Source organism: Aeromicrobium choanae (genome assembly GCF_900167475.1).
In the GTDB taxonomy this organism is placed as follows: domain Bacteria; phylum Actinomycetota; class Actinomycetes; order Propionibacteriales; family Nocardioidaceae; genus Aeromicrobium; species Aeromicrobium choanae.
The window spans coordinates 406524-426814 of record NZ_LT796768.1; the positions used below are offsets into that span (position 1 = coordinate 406524).

Here is a 20291-nt window from a genome sequence, read left to right on the forward strand (position 1 = left end):
CCGGGTCATGACCGACCTCAAGACCGCCGAGATCGCCGGCGCACGCAAGAAAGCCGTATCCGCCGCCGGCATCGGCAACTTCGTCGAATGGTTCGACTTCGGCATCTACGCCCAGTTCATCACCATCATCGGCATGAAGTTCTTCCCCAGTGACAACCCGACGGCGTCGCTCCTGTCCGGCTTCGCGGCCTTCGCCGTGGGCTTCCTGGCCCGGCCGATCGGCGGCGTCATCTTCGGCAACATCGGCGACCGCGTCGGCCGACGCGCCGCCCTGTCGGGCGCCGTCCTGCTGATGTCCGCCGCGACCGTCGCGATCGGCCTGACCCCGAGCTACGCGACCATCGGGCTGCTCGCCCCGGTCCTGCTCGTGGCCTGGCGCATCCTGCAGGGCCTCTCGGCCGGCGGCGAGTACGCGGGCTCGAGCAGCTTCATCATCGAGTACGCGCCCTCGAACCGTCGTGCGCTGTTCGGCTCGGTCAACCCGGTCTCGGTCGCGCTCGGCACCGCCGCCGGCGCCTCGGTGGGCCTCATCGTCACGCAGGCGATGGACACGGCGAGCCTGGAGAGCTGGGGCTGGCGCATCCCGTTCCTCATCGCCGGCCCGGTCGGCCTGGTCGGCCTGTACCTGCGCCTGAAGATCCAGGAGACCCCCGAGTTCGAGGCGGTCAAGGAGGCGGCTCGCGAGGCCGTGCACCCGCCGATCGTCCGCGCCTTCCAGGACGGCCTGAAGCCCATGGTGGTGCTGTTCGCCTGGTCGATGGTCACGGCCGTCAGCTTCTACCTGCTCGGCGGCTACATGGTGGCCTACAACACCGAGGAGCTCGGACTCGAGCGCTCGGACGCCCTGACGTCGTACATCGTCGCGCTCGTGGTCTTCGCCATCGCCTGCCCCATCGCGGGTCTGGCGGCCGACCGCTGGGGCCGTCGCCCCGTGGGCATCGTGGCCGCCGTGGGCCTCGGCGTCGTCGCCATCCCGTCGTTCCACATCATGGGCGCGGGCGGCCTGGGCAGCGCGATGCTGGGCCAGAGCCTGTACGCGATCTTCGCCGGCAGCGTCGCCCTCGTCACCCCGGTGCTGATGGTGGAGCTGTTCAAGCCGGAGATCCGCTACACGGCCAGCGCCCTGGCGTACAACATGGCGTTCGCCCTGCTCGGCGGCACCGCACCGCTCGTCGCAACCTGGCTGATCGCCCGGACCGGGGACCCGATCTCGCCGGCGTACTACGTCGTCCTGTTCGCCGCGGTGGGCCTGGTGGCCGTGCTGGTCGGGCTCAAGGGCTACTACGCGAAGGACAACATCCGCTCGCTGCAGATGGGCACGGAGGCCGACCGCGTCTGACCCACCCACTGAACGACGACGCGGTCCGTCCCCTCGGGGGCGGACCGCGTCGTCGTCGGTGCGGGGTCTAGAGCACCGCGTCCAGACGGGCCAGGGAGGCCTCGCGTCCCAGCAGTTCCATCGACTCGAACAGCGGCGGGGAGATGCGGCGACCGGTGACAGCGACGCGCACCGGGCCGAACGCGAGACGCGGCTTGAGGCCGCGCTCCTCGACCAGGGCCTGGCGCAGGGCCGCCTCGATCGACTCGGTGGTCCACTCCCCCAGTCCGGCCAGCGCCTCGCGGGCCGCCTTGGCGACCTCGAGGCCGTCCTCGTTGAGCTGCTTCGCGGCGTCGTCGGGGTCGACGGCGAACTCCTCGCCGGCGAACAGGAACGCGAGCATCTCGGCGGCCTCGGTCAGCAGGTTGCTGCGCTCCTGCACCAGCGGTGCCGCCTGCGCGACGAGGTCGACGTCGACGCCCTCAGGCAGGTACGGCAGCAGCCGCTGCACGAACTCCTCGGGCGACAGCAGGCGCACGTGGTCGCCGTTGATCGCCTCGCACTTCTTCAGGTCGAAGCGTGCGGGGTTCGGGTTGACCCGCTCCACCTCGAACGCCGCCACCATCTCCTCGAGCGAGAAGATGTCGCGGTCCTCGGCGATCGACCAGCCGAGCAGTGCGAGGTAGTTCAGCAGGCCCTCGGGCAGGAAGCCCTGGTCGCGGTAGCCGAGCAGGTTCGACTCGGGGTCGCGCTTCGAGAGCTTCTTGTTGCCCGAGCCCATCACGTACGGCAGGTGGCCGAAGCGCGGGGTGAAGCCCGAGCCCACGCCGATTTCGGCGAACGCCTCGTACAGCGCCATCTGGCGCGGGGTGGACGACAGAATGTCCTCGCCGCGCAACACGTGGGTGATCCCCATCAGCGCGTCGTCGACGGGGTTGGTCAGCGTGTACAGCGGCTGGCCGTTCGCGCGGACGATGACGAAGTCCTGCACGTTCTCGGCGCCGAAGGTGATCTCCCCGCGGACGAGGTCGTCGAAGGTCCAGTCGCGCTCGGGCATCTTGAAGCGAATGACCGCCTGGCGGCCCTCGGCCTCGTACGCCGCCTGCTGCTCGGGCGTGAGGTCGCGGTGCAGGCCGTCGTAGCCGCTCGGGCGGCCGGCGGCGCGCGCGGCGTTGCGGCGCTCCTCCAGCTCCTCGGCGGTGTCGTAGGCCTTGTACGCGAAGCCGGCGTCCATCAGGCGCTGCGCGACGTCGGCGTAGACGTCCATGCGCTGGCTCTGGCGGTACGGACCGTTCGGGCCGCCGACCTCGACGCCCTCGTCCCAGTCCAGGCCCAGCCACCGCATGACGTCGAGCAGCAGGTCGTAGGACTCCTGCGAGTCGCGGCTGGCGTCGGTGTCCTCGATGCGGAACACGAAGCGGCCGCCGTGGTGGCGCGCGAACGCCCAGCTGAACAGCGCGGTGCGCGCCATCCCCACGTGCGGGTTGCCGGTCGGGGACGGGCAGAACCGGGCGACCACGTCGCTGCCGGTCGCGGTCGTCCAACGGGTCTCAGTCATCTGCCACCACCGGGTTCGTCAGGGTGCCCAGGCCGTCGATCGTCACGGCCACGTGGTCGCCGGCCTGCATGGGGCCGACGCCGTCGGGCGTGCCGGTGAGGACGACGTCGCCGGGCAGGAGGGTCATGAAGCTGGTCACGTACTGCAGGATCGTGGTGACGTCGAAGACCATGTCCGACGTACGCCCGTCCTGCTTGGTCTCGCCGTTGAGCGTCGTGCGCACGCGGACGTCGGACGGGTCGAAGTCGGTCTCGATCCACGGCCCGAGCGGGCAGAACGTGTCGAAGCCCTTCGCGCGGGCCCACTGGCCGTCCTTGGCCTGCAGGTCGCGCGCCGTGACGTCGTTCGCCACCGTGTAGCCGTAGATCACCTTCGGGGCGTCCTCGGCCGTCAGGTTGCGGCAGATCCGTCCGATGACGATCGCGAGCTCGCCCTCGAAGTGCACGTCCTGCGACTGCTTCGGGTAGAAGATCGGCTCGCCCGGGCCGATCACCGAGGTGTTCGGCTTGAGGAAGATCAGCGGCTCCTCGGGCACGTTGCCGCCCATCTCGGCGGCGTGCGCGACGTAGTTCTTGCCGACGCACACGACCTTGCTGCGCGGGATGACCGGCGCCAGCAGGCGGACGTCCTCCAGCGCCAGCTTCTCGCCGGTCAGCTCCAGCGGAGCGTAGAGGGGGTCTCCCTTGAGGGGAGCGATGATGGGGGTGTCGCCATCGGCACCGACGACCCCGTAACGGGGGTCGTCGTCACCGGCGAATCGGGCCACGCGCATGGGCTCCAGACTACGGGGCCTCGCTCCGTCCGGCCGACTCGACCGCGAGGAACCGCACGACGCTCGACCCGGCCACCTGTCCGGCGGCCGCGGCGAGGAGCACCGAGGCCATCGGCATCGGCAGCGCCTCCACGTGGGCGAGGTCCCCCGCCGCGAACACGCGCGGGCGGCTGGTCTGGCCGAGGACGTCGACCCGCACGCAGCCGGACGGCAGCATCTCGAGGCCCAGCTGCTCGGCGAACGGCGCCGACTGGGCGAAGGTCGGGTGCACGAAGAGTCCGGCCACGGCGACCGGGTCGGCGGCGGCGCGGTGGACGAGCACGCCGTCGGCGGTGCGCTCGATCTTGGTCACCTCGCCGTCGGCGAAGTGCACGACCTCCGAGCCGATGGGGCTGAGCATCTGGATCATCGTCGGGACGTGAGGCCCGTCGCCGACCAGGCCGATGACCCGTCCGGCCAGCTCGTGACCGTGGCAGAAGGGGCAGGCCGCGACCTCCTTGCCCCACGCCTCCTCCAGGCCGGGGATGTCGGCCAGGTCGTCCTTCAGGCCGGTCGCGAGGACGACCGTGCGCGCCTCGATCGTGCCGCCGTCGGTCTCGGCGACGAACCCGTCGCCCTCCTCGCGCACGCGGTGGACGGTCGTCTCGCGCAGCTCGACCGTGTCGTACTCGTCGAGGTCCTCGCGGGCGAGGCGCCGGATCTCCTCGGGCGCGCGGCCGTCGTGGGTCAGGAAGTTGTGGGCGTGCTCGACCGTGTCGTTGCGGTAGCGGCCCGAGTCGACCAGGGCGACCGTGCGGTGCATGCGGCCGAGGGTCAGTGCGGCCTGCAGGCCCGCCGGGCCGCCGCCGATCACGAGTGCGTCGTACATGGTGTTCCTCTCTCGAATGGAATAACGAGACGAGCGTGCGACTTCAGGTCAACATGAAGTCAAGTCAGTCGATCGGGGACGTCGCCGCGCGGTTCGGGATCGAGACCCACGTGCTGCGGCACTGGGAGGACGTGGGCCTGCTCCGGCCCGCGCGTGACGGTGCCGACCGGCGCCGCTACGGCGACGACGACCTCGTGCGGATCGCGGTCATCCTGCGCAGCAAGGCGGCCGGGATGTCGCTCGAGCAGATCGCGGTCCTGCTGGACGAGGAGGCCCCGTCACGGCACGAGGTGCTCGAGTCGCACATCGCCGACCTCGACCGGAGGATGCGCGAGATGGAGCGGTCGCGCGAGATGACCGAGCACGCCCTGCGCTGCCGCTCGCACGACATCACGCAGTGCCCGAGGTTCCAGGGCTTCATCTCCGACGTGCTGGCCGGCACGACCCCCTGGTCGCTCGACGGCCCCGCCACCGCCTGAGCGGCGCGAGCCCGTGCGGGAGGTCAGGCGGAGCCGTAGCGGCGCTGACGCGTGGCGTACTCCTCGACCGCGGCCCACAGCGCGCGGCGGTCGACGTCGGGCCAGGCGATGTCGCTGAACACGAGCTCGGCGTAGGCCGCCTGCCACGGCAGGAAGTTGCTGGTGCGCTGCTCGCCGGACGTGCGCCAGAACAGGTCGACGTCGGGCATCCACGGCTCGTCGAGGTACCGCGCGAAGGTGGCCTCGGTGATCTTCTCGGGGTTGAGGCGCCCCGCCTTCACGTCGCGGGCCAGCGCGGCGGCGGCATCGGCGATCTCGGCGCGACCGCCGTAGTTGACGCACATCGTGAGGGTGCAGACGGTGTTGTGCTTCGTCAGCTCCTCGGCCTCCTCGAGCTCGCGGATCACGCTGCGCCACAGCCGCGGGCGACGACCGGCCCAGCGCACGCGGACGCCCAACTCGTGCATCTCGTCGCGGCGACGGCGGATCACGTCGCGGTTGAAGCCCATGAGGAACTTGACCTCCTCGGGCGACCGCTTCCAGTTCTCGGTGCTGAACGCGTAGGCGCTGACCGCCTTCACGCCGACCTCGATGGCGCCCTCGACCACGTCGAACAGGGCGGCCTCGCCGGCCTTGTGGCCCTCGGTGCGCGGCAGGCCGCGCTCCTGCGCCCAGCGGCCGTTGCCGTCCATCACGATCGCGACGTGCTGCGGCACCTGGCCGGGAGCGAGGCGCGGGGCGGTGGCACCCGAGGGGTGCGGGGTGGGTTTGCGCGGCATCAGCGGTCCACGTGGGCCAGGGAGCGCAGTCCGCGCTCGAGGTGCCAGGACAGGTAGTTGGCGACCATGCCGCCGGCCTCGCGGCGCGAGCGGTCGTCGGCCAGCCCGACCGCCGTCCAGTCGCCCACCAGCAGGGCCGCCAGCAACGCGACCGTGGTGGCCGAGGGCACCGACGAGCCGGGCACGCGGCAGGCGTCGCACAGCATCCCGCCCGAGCCGGCGTGGAAGTGCCGGTGCGGTCCCTCGAGTCCGCACCGCGCGCAGCCGTCGAACGAGGGCGCGTAGCCCGCGATCGCGAGCGACCGCAGCTGGAACGAGTCGAGCAGGACGTCGGGCGGCTGGCGGTGCTCGGTCAGCGCGCGCAGCGCTCCCACCAGCAGGTGGTACTGCGGCACGGAGGGCTCGGCGGTGTCGGCGACGAGGCGCTCGGCGGTCTCGAGCATCGCCGTGCCCGCCGTGTAGGCCGCGTAGTCGGCGCCGAGGTGCGAGGCGAACGGATCGATCGTGACGACCTGGGCGATGACGTCGAGCGAGCGGCCCTCGGCGAACTGCACGTCGACGTGCATGGAGGGCTCGAGGCGGCCACCGAAGCGACTGGAGGTCTTGCGCACGCCGCGACCCACGGCCCTCACGACCCCGCGACCGCGGGTGAGCATCGTGACGATGCGGTCGGCCTCGCCCAGCTTCTGGGTGCGCAGGACGACACCGGAGTCGCGATAGGTGCCCACCGCTCCATTCTGCCCCAGTCGCGGTCGCTCGCCGGTGTGGCACGCTCGGATCCATGGACCTGAGCGATCGCCCGCGCGCCCACCTCGGCGTGTGGCCCACTCCCCTTCACGACGTCGACGGACTGTGGATGAAGCGCGAGGACCTCAGTGGCTTCGGCTTCGGCGGCAACAAGGTGCGCAAGCTCGAGTTCCTGCTGGGGGCGGCGATCGCGCGCGGCCAGAGCCGCGTGGTCACGTTCGGTGCCCTGCAGTCGAACCACGTGCGCGCCACCGCCGCGGCGTGCGCCCGGCTGGGCCTGCGGCTCGAGGCCGTCGCCGTGCAGGCCGTACCGCGCACCGACGCCGACTACACGACGTCGGGCAACGCCTTCCTCACCGAGCTGTACGGGGCCACGCGGCACGTCGTGCCCGACGACGACGCCGCGAGCGCCCTCGCGCTTGAGCTGATGGCCGAGCACGGCGACGACCTCGCCGTGGTGATGCCGGGCGGATCGGACCGCATCGGCACGCTCGGCCACGTGGACTCCGCGCTCGAGCTCTACGGCCAGCTCGAGTTCGACCCGCACGAGGTCGTGGTGGCGGCCTCCACCTGCGGCACGATGGCGGGCCTGGTGATCGGGCTGGCCGCGGCCGACGTGGACACCGTGGTGCGCGGCGTGTGCGTCTACCACTCGCGCGAGCAGACCGAGGCCGCGTTGCGCGACCTGTTGACGCAGACGTGCGACGAGCTCGGCGTGGCCGTGCCCGACGACGACCGCTGGGTGCTCGACGACTCGCAGTTCGGCGACGGCTACGGCATCCCGTCGGAGGCGGGACTGCGGGAGATCCGCCGCCTCGCCACGACCACCGGGATCGTCCTGGACCCCGTCTACACGGCCAAGGCCTACGCAGCACTCCCGAGCGATCCGGAGCTGCGCCGCCGCACGGTGTTCATGCACACCGGCGGCGGGCCGTCCCTCTTCGCCTACCGCACCGCCCTGGTCTGAGGCTCAGCCGAAGTCGACGCCTTGGGCCAGCGGCAGCTCGGTGGAGTAGTTGATCGTGTTGGTCGTGCGGCGCATGTAGTTCCGCCACGCGTCCGAGCCGGACTCGCGGCCGCCGCCGGTGTCCTTCTCGCCGCCGAACGCGCCGCCGATCTCCGCGCCAGAAGTGCCGATGTTGACGTTGGCGATGCCGCAGTCCGAGCCCGTCGCCGAGACGAACAGCTCGGCCTCGCGGACGTCCATCGTGAAGATCGCGCTCGACAGGCCCTGGTCGACGGCGTTGTGCAGCGCGATGGCCTCGTCGAGGTCGCGGTAGGTCAGCACGTACAGCAGCGGCGCGAACGTCTCGGTGCGCACGATCTCGGTCTGCTCGGGCATGTCGACGATCGCCGGGTGCACGTAGTGGCCGCCCTCGACAGCCTCGGCCCGGGTGCCGCCGGTGAGCACCGTGCCACCGTCGGAGCGGACCTGGTCGAGCGCCTTCTCGAACCCGGCTGCGGCGGAGCCGTCGATCAGCGGGCCGACGAGCGTCCCGGAGTCCAGCGGCGAGCCGATCGGCAGGGTCTCGTAGGCCGCGACGAGTCGCTGGAGCAGCTCGTCCTTGACCGACTCGTGCACGATGACGCGACGCAGCGAGGTGCAGCGCTGGCCGGCGGTGCCGACGGCGGAGAACACGATGCCGCGCACCGCGAGGTCGAGGTCGGCGGTGGGCGCGATGATCGCGGCATTGTTGCCACCGAGCTCGAGCAGGCTGCGACCGAGGCGAGCGGCCACGCGGGGCGCGACCTCCTTGCCCATCCGGGTGGAGCCGGTGGCCGAGACGAGCGGCACGCGCGGGTCGTCGACCAGGGCCTCGCCCACCTCACGGGCGCCCACGACGACCTGCAGCAGCCCCTCCGGGGCGCCGGCGCGACGCGCGGCCTCGTCCGCGATGGCGCGGCAGGCCAGGGCCGTCAGCACGGTCTTCTCCGACGGCTTCCACACGACGCTGTCGCCGCACACGAAGGCGAGTGCCGCGTTCCACGACCACACGGCGACCGGGAAGTTGAAGGCGCTGATGACGCCCACGACGCCCAGCGGGTGCCACTGCTCCATCATCCGGTGACCCGGTCGCTCGCTGGCGATCGTCAGGCCGTGCAGCTGGCGCGAGAGGCCCACGGCCAGGTCGCAGATGTCGATCATCTCCTGGACCTCGCCCTGGCCCTCGGACAGGATCTTCCCGGCCTCGATCGTGACGAGCGCGCCGAGGTCGTCCTTGTGCTCGCGCAGCAGGTTGCCCAGCTCGCGCACGAAGGCGCCGCGGGTGGGAGCGGGCACGGTGCGCCACTGCTCGAACGCGGCGTGGGCCCGGCCGACCTTCTCGCCCACCGAGGTGGCGGAGTCGGCCTGGAGGCGGCCCAGCTCCGAGCCGTCGATCGGCGTCCTGCAGACGATGTCGCCCTCGGAGTCGAACCCGACGGGCGCCCCGATCCGCTCGAAGATGCTCGTGACGTGCGCTGCGATGGTCATGCGTCGATCTTTCCGTGGGTGTCGAAGAGGCTGCCGGAGCGGGTCGCGAGCAGGTCGTCCAGGGAGATGTCCTCCTGGCGGACGAAGCCCTTGGACGGGAGCTTGCCGGTGGCGACGAGCTCGACGACGGCGACCGCGCTGGCGGCGGTGGTCCAGCTGATGGCACGCCACGTCTGGCCGTCGATGACGAGCGGCCGGTAGGCGCGGACGTGGTTGCGGCGGAACGGCTGACCGGTGTGGATGCCCTCGACCGCGGCGTGCAGGTAGACGACGTCGTCGTTCACCGGCGGCTTGGCGTCGACGAGGATCCGGCCGACCAGCTCACGCTCGTCGCGCAGGTTCAGCTCCTCGAAGAGGAAGTGCATCTGGCGGAAGTGCCCGGGGTACCGCATCGTCTTGTAGTCGAGGCGCTGCACGCGGCCCTCGTAGCTCTGGCACATCGTGCCCAGGCCACCGGAGGTCAGCGCGGCCTCGAGCTCGATGCCGCCGATCACCACGCGCTCCTTCTCGGTCATCGCGGGCACGAAGCGGCGCTCGCCCGAGCGCAGCACCTCGCAGTCGTTGAGGTACTCGTTGACGACGCCCTCGGCCGACCAGTTGAAGGCGTAGCCGAGCAGGCCCGTGGGGTTCTGCGGCAGCGCGCCGACCTTCAGCTCGATGCTGCGGATCGAGTCGAACGAGGCGGCCAGGCTGGCGCCGACGATGCCGATGAGGCCGGGCGCCAGGCCGCACTGCGGCACGAAGGCGCTGTCCGGGCGGTCCTTGGACAGCTCGATGACGCGGTTCGTGGTGGGGACGTCCTCGGTGAGGTCGAAGTAGTGCACCCCGGTGTCGTGCGCGGCCTCGGCCACGGCGATGTTGAGGTGGTATGGCAGGCACGACACCACGGCGTCGACCTCGCGCAGGGCGTCGCGCAGCGCGCTCGCGTCGGCGACGTCCATGACCCGGGTCTGCAGGTTCGGCACCTCGCGCTCGCGCGAGTCGAATCCCACCACCTTGAACTCGGCGCGACCCAGCAGGTGCGCGACGAGCTCTCCGACCTTGCCGAGTCCGAACACGGCGACGCTCTCGATCCTCACCACCCCATCGTCTGCCTGATGCGGCAGACTGTCCAGCGTAAGTTCTTCTAACGTGTTTCGAGGAGTCGACCATGCGCGACCTGCCCGATCCGAACCGGCTCCGGCTGCTCGTGGACGTCGCCCACCACGGGTCGATCGCCGGCGCCGCGCGCGCCAACGGCATCACGGCCTCCGCGGTCTCGCAGCAGATCACCACGCTGGAGCGCGAGTGCGGCGTCCCCCTGCTGGAGCGGCTCCCCCGCGGCGTCGCGCTGACCGCCGCGGGCGAGGTCCTGGCCGAGCGAGGACGGGGTCTCGTCCGGCTGCTCGAGGCGACCCGGGGCGACATCGACGGGTTCGACGACCACCTCGTCGGGCGCGTGCGCATCGGGACCATCGCCTCGGCGGCCCAGGCCCTCGTGCTTCCGGCGCTCACCCACCTGCGGCGCCTGCACCCCGACATCGACGCGATCGTCACCGTGGCCGAGCCGCACTCGAGCCTCGCCGCCCTGCACGAGGGACGCATCGACCTCGCCCTGGTCGACGTGTACGAGCACGCCCCGATGCCCATCCCGCCCCGGGTGTCGGCGACCACCGTGCACCGCGAGCCGCTCGTGCTGATCGGGCGCGAGCCGTTCCCGGAGGGCACCACCCTGGCCGATCTCGCCGACGCGCCGTGGGTGATGCCACCGCCGGAGGCCGCGTGCGGGCAGTCGGTGCGCTACGCGTGCCGCCAGGCCGGGTTCGAGCCGCAGGTGCGCTGGGAGACCGACGACCTGCAGCTGCTGTCGCGCGCGGTCGCGGCCGGCCAGGGGGTCACGCTGCTGCCCCAGCTGGCGATCGAGGTGGACCCGCCCGGCCTGCACACCGCGATCCCCGCCGGGGTGCGGCTGGGCCGCGAGATCCGCGCCGCCGTCCGCTCGGGCGAACGCGACCGCCCGCTCCTGAAGGCCGTCACCGAGGCCCTGAAGTCCGCCTGACCCCGCCCCGCCGCGCCCCGCCCCACTTTTGTGACGGCTTTCGCCACTTTTGTGACGCCATTCGGTCCAGAGTGACCGCTCGGGCCGAGAGGTGACACAAAAGTCGGGCGACTCCTCAGGCCCGCTCGAGGGCCCGCACGATGCCGGCGTACCCCTGCGCCCTCGCGTGGTCCAGCGCCGTGCGCCCGTTCTTGTCCTCGATGTCGACGTCGACGCCGGCCTCGACGAGCGTCGTGACGATCTCGACGTAGGGCTTCGAGCCGTCACCGAGGATCACGGCCTCGAGGAGCGCGGTCCAGCCGAGGTCGTTCACGTGGTCCAGGTCGACGTCCGTCTTCACCACGCGGCGGATGTAGTCGGCATGGCCGCGCTCGCCCGCGGGGATCGGCGACAGGCCGCCGTACCGGTTCTTGATCGTCAGGTCGGGCCGGGCCGGCAGCAGGGCCTCGAGCATCGCCACGCTGCCCGTCACGCCCGTCACCAGCCAGGGAGTGTCGTGCTGGTGGTCGAGGGCGTCAGGGTCGGCGCCCAGCGCCACCAGCAGGCGGGCGACGGCCACGTGGTCGTGGGTCGACGCGAGCAGGAGCGGCGTCTGCCGCAGCTCGTTGCGGGTCTCCAGGTCGGCGCCGGCGCGCAGGGCGAGCGCGGCCGCGTCGGCGTCGCCCTCCCGAGCCGCCGCGAGGAGGCGGCGGTCGGCGACATCCCGGCTGATCTCCTGGGCCCGAGCCGCCGTCCGCAGGATCCGCGTCTGGGACTCCAGGCCGGCCCGCTCGGCGAGCTGCACCGGCGTCAGCCCGTCCCGGCGCGACGGAATGCGCACGTCGGCACCGCCCGCCACGAGGACCCGCACGGTGTCCGCGTAGGCGCGAGCGCGATCCGGCTTGGCGAAGACGAGCGCCTCGTGCAGGCCCACCCAGCCGAGGTTGTTGACGTGGTCGGGGTCGACGCCCTCCCGGATCAGCCGCCCGACGATGCCCGCGTGCCCTCGCTCGCTGGCGCGGATGATCCCCGTGCCGTCGAACGAGTCCAGGCTGTCCACGTCGGCGCCGTGACGGAGCGTCAGGCCCAGCAGTGCGCGGTGGCCCTCGCTCGTCGCGATGAGGTACGCGCTCTGGACGCTGTCGTCCTTGGCGTTGACGTCGGCTCCGGCGGCGATCAGCCGGCGGGCGGTCGGCACGTCGTTGTCCCACGCCGCGGCGATGAGCCGCGAGTCGAGCTCGGCCTGGTCGAGGTCCATGAACGGGTTCGCCTCCGTCGGGGTCGGCGTGGAGCTGGGCGTGGAGCTGGGCGGAGCGGTGCTCGGCGTCGCGGTGCTGGCGGTCGCCGACCGGTCGGGCTGCGACCGCTCGGTCGACTCACAGCCGACGAGCAGGAGTGCCACCGATGCGGTGGCGACGACGGCGGCCGATCGTGGCGACCTCACGGGGCGGTGCCTTCCGCGCGGAGGGCGTTCTCGATCGTGGTCCGCACATGGTCCTCAGTGATCTGCTGCGCCCGGACGCGGTCGCCGGTCGCGATCGCCTCGAACAGCTCGACGTGCTCGGCGTGGATGGGCGCCGGATCGCTGTGCTGGGCCAGCAGCCAGCGGCGCCGCTGGGACACGATCGTCAGCACCTCGTGGGCCATCGTGCCCTCGCCGAGCGAGGCCAGGACGTCGTGGAAGCGGCTGTTGGCCGTCACGGCGGCCTCGACGTCGCTCCGGTCGATCGCGGCCCGGGCCTCGTCGAGGACCGCCCTCAGCGGCGCCAGGCCCTCTGCGGTGACGGAGTCGACGACGTGCCCGACCAAGACGCGCTCCAGTGCGGCGCCCACCCCGGCCAGCTCGGCGATCTCGCGGGCGTCGTAGGTCCTCACGGCGATCCCGCGGGTTTCGCGGTCGACCGCGAAGCCCTCGAGGACCAGGGCCTGGAGCGCCTCACGGACGGGGATGCGGGACACCCCGAGATCCGCGGCGATCGTGCGCTCGACGAGGCGAGTGCCCGGGGCGTAGGACCCGTCGACGATGCGGTCGCGGATGCGGTCGCGGACGTCGTCACGCAGCGGGCGGTACGGAGCGGGGGCCGTTGGCATACCAAAACGGTATACCAACGGCCCTCATGGTCCGTCGCTCGAGCCTCAGCTGGTGGGGATGGTGGTGGCCTCGGCGCGATTGGCCGCGCAGACCACGGCCCGCAGCGACGCGGTCACGATGTTCTCGTGGATGCCGACGCCCCACACGACCTCGCCGGCGATCTCGCACTCGACGTAGGCCGCGGCCTTCGCGTCGCCGCCGGAGCTGAGAGCGTGCTCGCTGTAGTCCAGGACGCGGATGTCCGCGCCGGCCTGGCGCATGCCGTCGACGAACGCCGCCACCGGCCCGTTGCCCTCGCCCTTGAACGAGCGCTCCTCACCGCGGACGACGAGGTCGACGACCTGCTCGTCGCGGCCGTCCTCGGTGGTGACCGAGCTGAACTTCGTCAGCGCGTAGGGCTCGTCGCGCTCCAGGTACTCGCGCGTGAACGCGCCCCAGATCTGGTCGGGCTGGATCTCGCCGGCCTCGCCCTCGCTCATCGACTGGATGGCGCGGCTGAACTCGATCTGCAGGCGGCGCGGCAGGTCGAGCTGGTGCTCGGTCTTCATGATGTACGCGACGCCGCCCTTGCCGGACTGGCTGTTGACGCGAATGACGGCCTCGTACGTGCGGCCCACGTCGTGCGGGTCGATCGGCAGGTAGGGCGCCTCCCACTGCAGCTCCGACACCGGCACGCCCCGCTCGGCCGCGATGCGGTCGAGGTCCTCCAGGCCCTTCTTGATGGCGTCCTGGTGGGAGCCGCTGAAGGCCGTGTAGACCAGGTCGCCCGCGTAGGGGTGGCGCGGGTGGACCGGCAGGTTGGTGCAGTACTCGACGGTGCGGCGCACCTCGTCGATGTCGGAGAAGTCAACCTGCGGGTCGATCCCCTGGCTGAACAGGTTCATGCCCAGCGTCACCAGGTCGACGTTTCCGGTGCGCTCGCCGTGACCGAACAGGCAGCCCTCGACGCGGTCGGCGCCGGCCATCATCGCCAGCTCGGTGGCGGCGACGGCGGTGCCGCGGTCGTTGTGCGGGTGCAGCGAGATCGCCACGGCGTCGCGGCGGCTGATGTGGCGGCCGAACCACTCGATCTGATCGGCGTACGTGTTCGGCGTGGCCATCTCGACCGTGGCCGGCAGGTTCAGGATGATCTCGCGGTCGCCCTCGGGCTGCCACACGTCCATGACCGCCTCGGACACCTCGAGGCTGAACTCCAGCTCGGCGCCCGTGAAGATCTCGGGGCTGTACTGGTAGCCGAACGCCGTGTCGCCGAGCAGCTGCTCGGCGTACTTCATCACCATCTCGGTGCCGCGGGTGGCGATCGCGCGGCACTCGTCGCGGTCGACGTTGAAGACCACGCGGCGGAACAGCGGCGCCACGGCGTTGTACAGGTGCACGTTCGCGCGGGGGGCGCCGACCAGCGACTCGATCGTGCGCTCGATCAGGTCCTCGCGGGCCTGCGTCAGCACCGAGATCGTGACGTCCTCGGGCACCGCGTCACCCTCGAGCAGCGAGCGGACGAAGTCGAAGTCGGTCTGGCTGGCCGACGGGAAGCCGACCTCGATCTCCTTGTAGCCCATGCGCACGAGCAGGTCGAACATGCGGCGCTTGCGGGCGGGGGTCATCGGGTCGATCAGCGCCTGGTTGCCGTCGCGCAGGTCGGTGGAGAGCCACCGCGGGGCCTGCGTGACCTGCTGGCTCGGCCACCTGCGGTCGGGCAGGTCGATCGGAGCGAAGGGCTGGTAGCGGCCGAACGGCATCGGCGACGGCTGCTGGGGCGAGACGGGGTTGTTCAACATGTGGAGGTCTTCCTCGGATGGCTCGGAGAGCGGTTCAGCGGCCGGTCATGACTGACTCCGCGCCGAGGGGTCCGACCTTCAGAGGACCTCGACGCGGCGGCGAAGGAGGAGGTTCGCGATCCGCATGATGGGACCAGCGTATCACCGGCTGGCGGGGGCGATCCTCGCGCTCGGTGGCTAGGGTCGGAGCATGCCCGACGACGCGCACGCCACGACCGGTTCGTACGTCAAGGCCGGAGCCGCCTTCGACCGCGACATGAACTACATCCCCGACCGCATCACGCGCACCGGTGGAGCCCCGCTGGACGACCGCGCCGGAACGGGCAAGCCGTCCGTGGAGGACGCGCCCACGTGGCCCGTCGAGCCGGGCCGCTACCGTCTCGTCGCGGCCAAGGCCTGCCCGTGGGCGACGCGCGCGCTGATCGTGCGCGACCTGCTCGGACTGCAGGACGTCATCAGTGCCGGGCTGCCGGGGCCCACCCACGACTCCCGCAGCTGGACCTTCGATCTCGACCCCGGGGGCGTCGACCCGGTCCTGGGCTTCGAGCGCCTCCAGCAGGCCTACTTCGCCCGGTACCCCGACTACCCGCGCGGCATCACGGTGCCCGCGATCGTCGAGATCGCCTCGGGCCAGGTCGTCACGAACGACTTCCCGTGGATCACCCACGACCTGTTCTTCGAATGGCGCGACCACCACTCCCCCAACGCGCCCGACCTGTGGCCCGCCGACGTGCGCGACGAGATGGAGGACGTCATGCAGCGGGTGTTCACCGAGGTGAACAACGGCGTCTACCGCTGCGGCTTCGCCGGATCGCAGGACGCGTACGAGGCGGCCTACGACCGGCTGTGGGCGACGATGGACTGGCTGGAGGATCGCCTGAAGGACCGCCGCTACCTCATGGGCGAGACGATCACCGAGGCCGACGTCCGCCTGTTCACGACGCTGGCGCGGTTCGACGCGGTCTACCACGGTCACTTCAAGTGCAACCGCAACCAGCTGACGGAGATGCCGAACCTGTGGCGGTACGCGCGCGACCTCTACGCGCAGCCCGCGTTCGGCGGCAACACCGACTTCGACCAGATCAAGCAGCACTACTACATGGTGCAGACCGACATCAACCCCACGCAGATCGTGCCGAAGGGGCCCGACACCTCGATCTGGGGCTGAGCCTCACTTGAGCAGCGAGCGCGGCGCGAGCCGCGCCCACCACCGGGCGCGCCGGGTGCTGGCCGCCCGGAGCGAGTCGACCACCCGCTGCGCCTCGTCGACGCGCGGGGTCCCGGGCCCGCTGACGGCGTACCGGTCACGCTCCACCTGGTCCACGAGGTCGACGAGGTCGGTGCCGCCCGCTCCGTAGGTCTCGAGCCGCCCGGCGAACCCGCGCGGCGTCTCGGTGGGATCCAGTCCGATGCCGAGGTCGCGCGCGGTGTCGGAGACCTCGCTCCACAGCGGCTCGCTCGACGCCTGCCCGGCACTCCAGCGGCGCCGGCGACGGAACTGGCGGACCACGCCGGGCACGGCGCCGAGCACCGCCACGGTGGCGATCGCGAGCAGCGCGGGTCGCCACGGTGTGCCGCTGCTCGCCTGCGCCTGGGCCGCGGTCTCGTCATCCTCGGCGTTCAGCTCGCGGTCCTCCCGCGACTCCTGCTCGGGCACCTCGGAGTCCTCGCCCGAACCACCCGACGGGTCGATCTCCTCGGCGAACTCGGTGGGCTCGCCGATGCCGGGGGTGGCGTCGAACGCGATCCAGCCGATGTCGCGGAAGTAGACCTCGGTCCAGGCGTGGAGGTCGTCGGAGTCGACGCCGAACGTGGCGCCGTCCACGGTGCGGCCGAGCAGGCTGTCGCCGGGTGCGTAGCCGACGGCGACGCGCGTGGGCACGTCGAGGACGCGCCCCATGACTGCCAGCGTGGACGCGAAGTGCACGCAGTAGCCCGTCTGCTGGCGCAGGAACTCCCCCATGACGTCGAGCCCGTTGCCGTCGTAGCCGTCCTTCACCGGAGCCTCGACGGAGTACGAGAAGTCGGTCCGGAGCCAGTCCTGCAGCGCGACCATGCGGTCGTAGTCGTTGCCGGCGCCCGCGGCCTGCTGGCGCGCCAGACGCGTCACGATCTCGGGCACCTCCTGCGGGAGCGAGCGGTAGGAGTCGAGGGAGCGCCCCGCGTAGCCGGCCTCACGGATCTGGTCGGCCGTGGGCAGCCTGTCGAGGCTAGTGACGGTGTAGGTCTGGTCCTCGGTGGTCGTGCGGTTCTGGCCGCGCACGGTGCTGCCGTCGCGGAGCCACTGCCAGTCGCCCTCGAGTCCGCGAATCCGGGTGGCCGGGTACGGCACCGGAAGGAAGCTCGACTGCAGGCTCTCGATGCGGATGCTCGTCGTCCGCTCCTGCGTCTCGACGTCCTCGTCGATGTCGTCGACACCCTCCACGTCGAGGTCGCTCTGCACGGGGCTCGGGCTCCAGGTGCGTCCGTTGAACTGTCGCAGCGTGGCGACCTTCAGGTACTGCCCCGCCGTGCCCTCGGTCGAGTACGAGAGGACCCGCCGCGCCTGGGACTGGCGCAGGTTGCGGCCCAGCTCGATCATCGGGTTGATGCCCGTGCCGAACACCTGGCTCTCGGCGACCCCGAAGTCGCTCGACGTGGGCTCGATGTCCGGACCCATCACCGGCACGGCGAGCGCCACCGCCAGCGCGCCGGCGCCCGTGAGCGCGGCGGCACCACTTGGGATGGCGCCCATGTGCGGGGACTCCGACCACCACAGCCACAGCCAGGCGATCGCCGTGCCCGCGAAGATCCACCACGGCGGCATCTCCATCGCGATGACACTCGGCACCACGAGCATCGTGGTCCAGAGCAGGCCGAGCAGCGGGACCCTCCACACCTGCCGGGCCACGGCGTCGGACAGCACGAAGATCACCAGGTAGGACACCGCGACGAGCATGACCACCGGATCGGGCGGCACGATGGGCGCGACCTCCTCCACGATGACGGTGCGGGCCTCGCCGAGGAGGTCGGACAGCGCAGCGAGCGAGGACGGGGTCGGCACGCCGAGGACCGTGGTGCCGGGCGCGAACGTCCAGACGAGGCCGACCACCGCGGCGAGCGCGCCGGCCGGGGTCGCCCAGGTCGGCGCCCACATCCGGACCGTCGCGGTCACCGCCGCGACGGGCACGAGCAGCGACAGCACCACGATGACCCACCGGACACCCTCGAACAGCGGCGCGAAGCCGCCGAGCAGGATCACCGTGGCGGCCAGCACGACGAGCGTGTCGGTCAGCTCCTCCATGCGCTCGCGCTTCATGACGATGTCACCCCGGTCGCGGCCAGCCAGGCCTGCTCGAGCCCGTCGCCGGCGTCGCGCGCGACGACGTGCCACCCGGCCGCCGCCAGGATGTCGCGTCCACCCTCGGTGGTCCCGCGCGCGACGAAGGCGATCGTGTCGCGCGACGGCACGGCGTCGAGGAGCCGGGCCGCCGTGGTGGTGTCGAGTGATCCGGTCAGCACGAACGTGGTCCGCTCGCGGGCTGGGATGACGAGGGGCGTCGAGTCGGGCTCGGCCAGCGCCAGCACGACGAGGGCGTCCTGCAGGCCGTGCCCGGACTCCAGCGAGACGGACTGCGTGCCGGTCGCGAGGTCGACGTCGAACCCGCGCGTGCCGTAGTGCGCGACGACCGAGGCGGCGGCCGAGACGCTCCACTCGAAGCCCGCCTGGTCGTGCACGCGCGGGTCGGCGTCGAGGACGACGAGGACGCTGGGGCGCAGCTCGGACTCCTCCTGCCGGACCATCGGCTCACCGTGGTGCGCCGTCGCCTTCCAGTGCCACCGCTTCAAGGCGTCGCCGGGCAGGTAGGGGCGCGCGATCACGTCGTCCTGGCCCAGGCCGGAGGTCGGGTGCAGCCGCGTGGCCCCGTCGGTGGCTCCCGCCGGACCGACGCGGACGTCGAGCGGGCTGCGGCGCGGCAGGACGATGAAGCGGTCGCGGTCGCCGGTGCTCAGCGAGCGCTGCACGAGGCCGAACGCGTCGCCCACGACGACGGAGAAGGGACCGAGCTCGTGGCTGCCGCGACGGCGGCCACGCACCTCGTACCCGACGGTGGCGTACGGGCCGTCGGTGACCGGCACCGTGCCCGTGGCCTCGCCCAGCACGGTGCTGGGGAGCCGGTCGCGCCAGTGCCCCGCCACCACCGGGACGCCGGAGCGCACGCCGACCCGGATCTCGACCTCGACGACCTCGTCGGGCTCCACGATCGCCGGCATCACGGTGCGCGTGAGGTCGAGTCGGGGTCGCGCCAGGAGCGCCAGGACGACGGCCACGGCCACGAGCCCGGCACACAGCCCGGTGACGTAGAGGAGAGCGGGGATGCCGGCGATGGCGGCCAGGAGAAGGCTCACGACAGCGGCCGCGATCAGTGCGACGGACCGTCCAGTGAGCCACATGGTCAGACCGGGACCCGGCGCAGGACGTCGGCCACGATCTCGTCCGAGCTCCCACCGCCGCGGAGGGGGACGAGGCGGTGGCTGAGCACCACCGGGGCGAGCTCGACGACGTCGTCGGGCAGGACGAACTCGCGGTCGCGGACCGCCGCGAGCGCCTTGGCCGCCCGGACCAGCTGGAGCGTGGCGCGCGGGCTGGCGCCGAGCCGCAGGTCGCCCGACTCGCGCGTGGCGCGGGCCAGAGCGACGACGTAGCGCTCGACCGACTCGGCCACGTGGATGCCGCGCGCGTGCGTGACCATCTGCTGCAGGTCATCCACCAGGATCACCGGCTCGAGCAGCGCGGCGGGATCCCTGACGTCGCGGTCGCGCAGCATCGCCAGCTCGGCGTCGACGTCGGGGTAGCCCAGCGCGATGCGCGCCATGAACCGGTCGCGCTGCGCCTCGGGGAGGATGTACGTCCCCTCCATCTCGAAGGGGTTCTGGGTGGCCACCACCATGAACGGCGCCGGCAGCGGGTACGTGGTTCCGTCGACCGAGACCTGCCGCTCCTCCATCGCCTCGAGCAGCGCGGACTGGGTCTTCGGCGAGGCGCGGTTGATCTCGTCGCCGAGCACGATGTTCGCGAACACCGCTCCGGGCTTGAACTCGAACTCGGACCTGGCCTGGTTGAACACCGAGACGCCGGTGACGTCGGACGGCAGCAGGTCGGGTGTGAACTGGATGCGGCGCACCGACCCGTCGACCGACCTCGCCAACGCCCGGGCGAGCGCCGTCTTGCCGACGCCGGGGACGTCCTCGATCAGCAGGTGACCCTCCGCGAGCATCACCACGAGGGCGGTCTCGATCGCGTGCTCCTTGCCGTCGATCACCTTGGCGACGTTGTCGAGCACGGACTGAGCAGCCGCAGCGAAGTCCATGGCCTGATCCTAGGCACACCGAGCAATATCGGACACGCGAACAGGACGACCCGGCGATA

Annotated in this window: 18 protein-coding genes; 5 read left to right on the plus strand and 13 right to left on the minus strand. The window is 71.7% G+C overall.

Going from position 1 to position 20291, the window contains the following annotated elements; all coding sequences use genetic code 11:
- The first annotated feature begins 7 nt into the window (after nucleotides 1–7).
- Complete coding sequence (locus B5D60_RS01945; RefSeq protein WP_078698586.1) at nucleotides 8–1339, plus strand: MFS transporter; 1332 nt, start codon at nucleotides 8–10, stop codon at nucleotides 1337–1339.
- A 67-nt stretch (nucleotides 1340–1406) separates the two neighbouring features.
- Here the strand turns inward: B5D60_RS01945 and gltX are convergent, their stop codons facing one another.
- The 3 genes from gltX to B5D60_RS01960 are packed head-to-tail and all read right to left on the minus strand — an operon-like array spanning nucleotide 1407 to nucleotide 4516.
- Nucleotides 1407–2876: a glutamate--tRNA ligase gene (gene gltX / locus B5D60_RS01950; RefSeq protein ID WP_078698587.1), complete on the minus strand. Its 1470-nt coding sequence runs from the start codon at nucleotides 2874–2876 to the stop codon at nucleotides 1407–1409.
- Entirely contained in the window at nucleotides 2869–3648 is a 780-nt protein-coding gene (locus tag B5D60_RS01955; RefSeq protein WP_078698588.1) for a fumarylacetoacetate hydrolase family protein, read from the minus strand. The genes gltX and B5D60_RS01955 overlap by 8 nt, the downstream gene beginning before the upstream one ends.
- A gap of 10 nt (nucleotides 3649–3658) precedes the next feature.
- Nucleotides 3659–4516 carry an NAD(P)/FAD-dependent oxidoreductase gene (locus B5D60_RS01960; protein WP_078698589.1) on the minus strand — a complete coding sequence of 286 codons (858 nt, stop codon included), beginning with the start codon at nucleotides 4514–4516 and terminating at the stop codon, nucleotides 3659–3661.
- A 35-nt stretch (nucleotides 4517–4551) separates the two neighbouring features.
- Between B5D60_RS01960 and B5D60_RS01965 the strand changes: the two genes are divergently transcribed.
- The gene (locus B5D60_RS01965) at nucleotides 4552–4995 is read left to right on the plus strand and encodes a MerR family transcriptional regulator (protein WP_231948943.1); all 444 of its coding nucleotides are present in this window, start codon (nucleotides 4552–4554) and stop codon (nucleotides 4993–4995) included.
- 23 nt (nucleotides 4996–5018) lie between these two features.
- Here B5D60_RS01965 and B5D60_RS01970 read toward each other — a convergent pair whose 3' ends face one another.
- On the minus strand, nucleotides 5019–5774 hold the full coding sequence (locus tag B5D60_RS01970; RefSeq protein WP_078698591.1) for an isoprenyl transferase: 756 nt from the start codon (nucleotides 5772–5774) through the stop codon (nucleotides 5019–5021).
- Nucleotides 5774–6502, minus strand: coding sequence for a DNA repair protein RecO (gene recO, locus B5D60_RS01975; protein WP_078698592.1), 729 nt, complete (start codon nucleotides 6500–6502; stop codon nucleotides 5774–5776). Before recO ends, B5D60_RS01970 begins: the two co-directional genes overlap by 1 nt.
- A 53-nt stretch (nucleotides 6503–6555) precedes the next feature.
- Here recO and B5D60_RS01980 point away from each other — a divergent pair, with 53 nt between their 5' ends.
- Nucleotides 6556–7488: a 1-aminocyclopropane-1-carboxylate deaminase/D-cysteine desulfhydrase gene (locus B5D60_RS01980; RefSeq protein ID WP_078698593.1), complete on the plus strand. Its 933-nt coding sequence runs from the start codon at nucleotides 6556–6558 to the stop codon at nucleotides 7486–7488.
- Nucleotides 7489–7491: 3 nt separating this feature from the next.
- Here B5D60_RS01980 and amaB read toward each other — a convergent pair whose 3' ends face one another.
- Together amaB and B5D60_RS01990 are read right to left on the minus strand one after the other, a co-directional pair.
- On the minus strand, nucleotides 7492–8994 hold the full coding sequence (gene amaB, locus B5D60_RS01985) for an L-piperidine-6-carboxylate dehydrogenase (protein ID WP_078698594.1): 1503 nt from the start codon (nucleotides 8992–8994) through the stop codon (nucleotides 7492–7494).
- A complete protein-coding gene (locus B5D60_RS01990; RefSeq protein WP_153302835.1) occupies nucleotides 8991–10073 on the minus strand; it encodes a saccharopine dehydrogenase family protein in 1083 nt (360 codons plus the stop codon). Before B5D60_RS01990 ends, amaB begins: the two co-directional genes overlap by 4 nt.
- Before the next feature lie 71 nt (nucleotides 10074–10144).
- On the opposite strand from B5D60_RS01990, the gene B5D60_RS01995 reads away from it, so the two are divergent.
- On the plus strand, nucleotides 10145–11032 hold the full coding sequence (locus B5D60_RS01995) for a LysR family transcriptional regulator (protein WP_078698596.1): 888 nt from the start codon (nucleotides 10145–10147) through the stop codon (nucleotides 11030–11032).
- A gap of 115 nt (nucleotides 11033–11147) precedes the next feature.
- Here B5D60_RS01995 and B5D60_RS16660 read toward each other — a convergent pair whose 3' ends face one another.
- The 3 genes from B5D60_RS16660 to leuA are packed head-to-tail and all read right to left on the minus strand — an operon-like array spanning nucleotide 11148 to nucleotide 14881.
- Complete coding sequence (locus B5D60_RS16660) at nucleotides 11148–12455, minus strand: ankyrin repeat domain-containing protein (protein WP_231948944.1); 1308 nt, start codon at nucleotides 12453–12455, stop codon at nucleotides 11148–11150.
- Nucleotides 12452–13102 carry a GntR family transcriptional regulator gene (locus B5D60_RS02005; RefSeq protein ID WP_078698597.1) on the minus strand — a complete coding sequence of 217 codons (651 nt, stop codon included), beginning with the start codon at nucleotides 13100–13102 and terminating at the stop codon, nucleotides 12452–12454. Before B5D60_RS02005 ends, B5D60_RS16660 begins: the two co-directional genes overlap by 4 nt.
- 45 nt (nucleotides 13103–13147) lie before the next feature.
- Entirely contained in the window at nucleotides 13148–14881 is a 1734-nt protein-coding gene (leuA, locus tag B5D60_RS02010; RefSeq protein WP_078698598.1) for a 2-isopropylmalate synthase, read from the minus strand.
- A 190-nt stretch (nucleotides 14882–15071) separates the two neighbouring features.
- Between leuA and B5D60_RS02015 the strand changes: the two genes are divergently transcribed.
- Entirely contained in the window at nucleotides 15072–16049 is a 978-nt protein-coding gene (locus B5D60_RS02015) for a glutathione S-transferase C-terminal domain-containing protein (RefSeq protein ID WP_078698599.1), read from the plus strand.
- Nucleotides 16050–16052: 3 nt separating this feature from the next.
- Here B5D60_RS02015 and B5D60_RS02020 read toward each other — a convergent pair whose 3' ends face one another.
- Genes B5D60_RS02020 through B5D60_RS02030 form a run of 3 tightly spaced genes read right to left on the minus strand, consistent with a single transcriptional unit; the run spans nucleotide 16053 to nucleotide 20232 of the window.
- Complete coding sequence (locus B5D60_RS02020) at nucleotides 16053–18179, minus strand: transglutaminase family protein (RefSeq protein WP_078698600.1); 2127 nt, start codon at nucleotides 18177–18179, stop codon at nucleotides 16053–16055.
- Complete coding sequence (locus B5D60_RS02025) at nucleotides 18176–19270, minus strand: DUF58 domain-containing protein (RefSeq protein WP_153302836.1); 1095 nt, start codon at nucleotides 19268–19270, stop codon at nucleotides 18176–18178. Before B5D60_RS02025 ends, B5D60_RS02020 begins: the two co-directional genes overlap by 4 nt.
- 47 nt (nucleotides 19271–19317) lie before the next feature.
- Nucleotides 19318–20232, minus strand: coding sequence for an AAA family ATPase (locus B5D60_RS02030; RefSeq protein ID WP_078698602.1), 915 nt, complete (start codon nucleotides 20230–20232; stop codon nucleotides 19318–19320).
- Nucleotides 20233–20291: the final 59 nt, after the last annotated feature.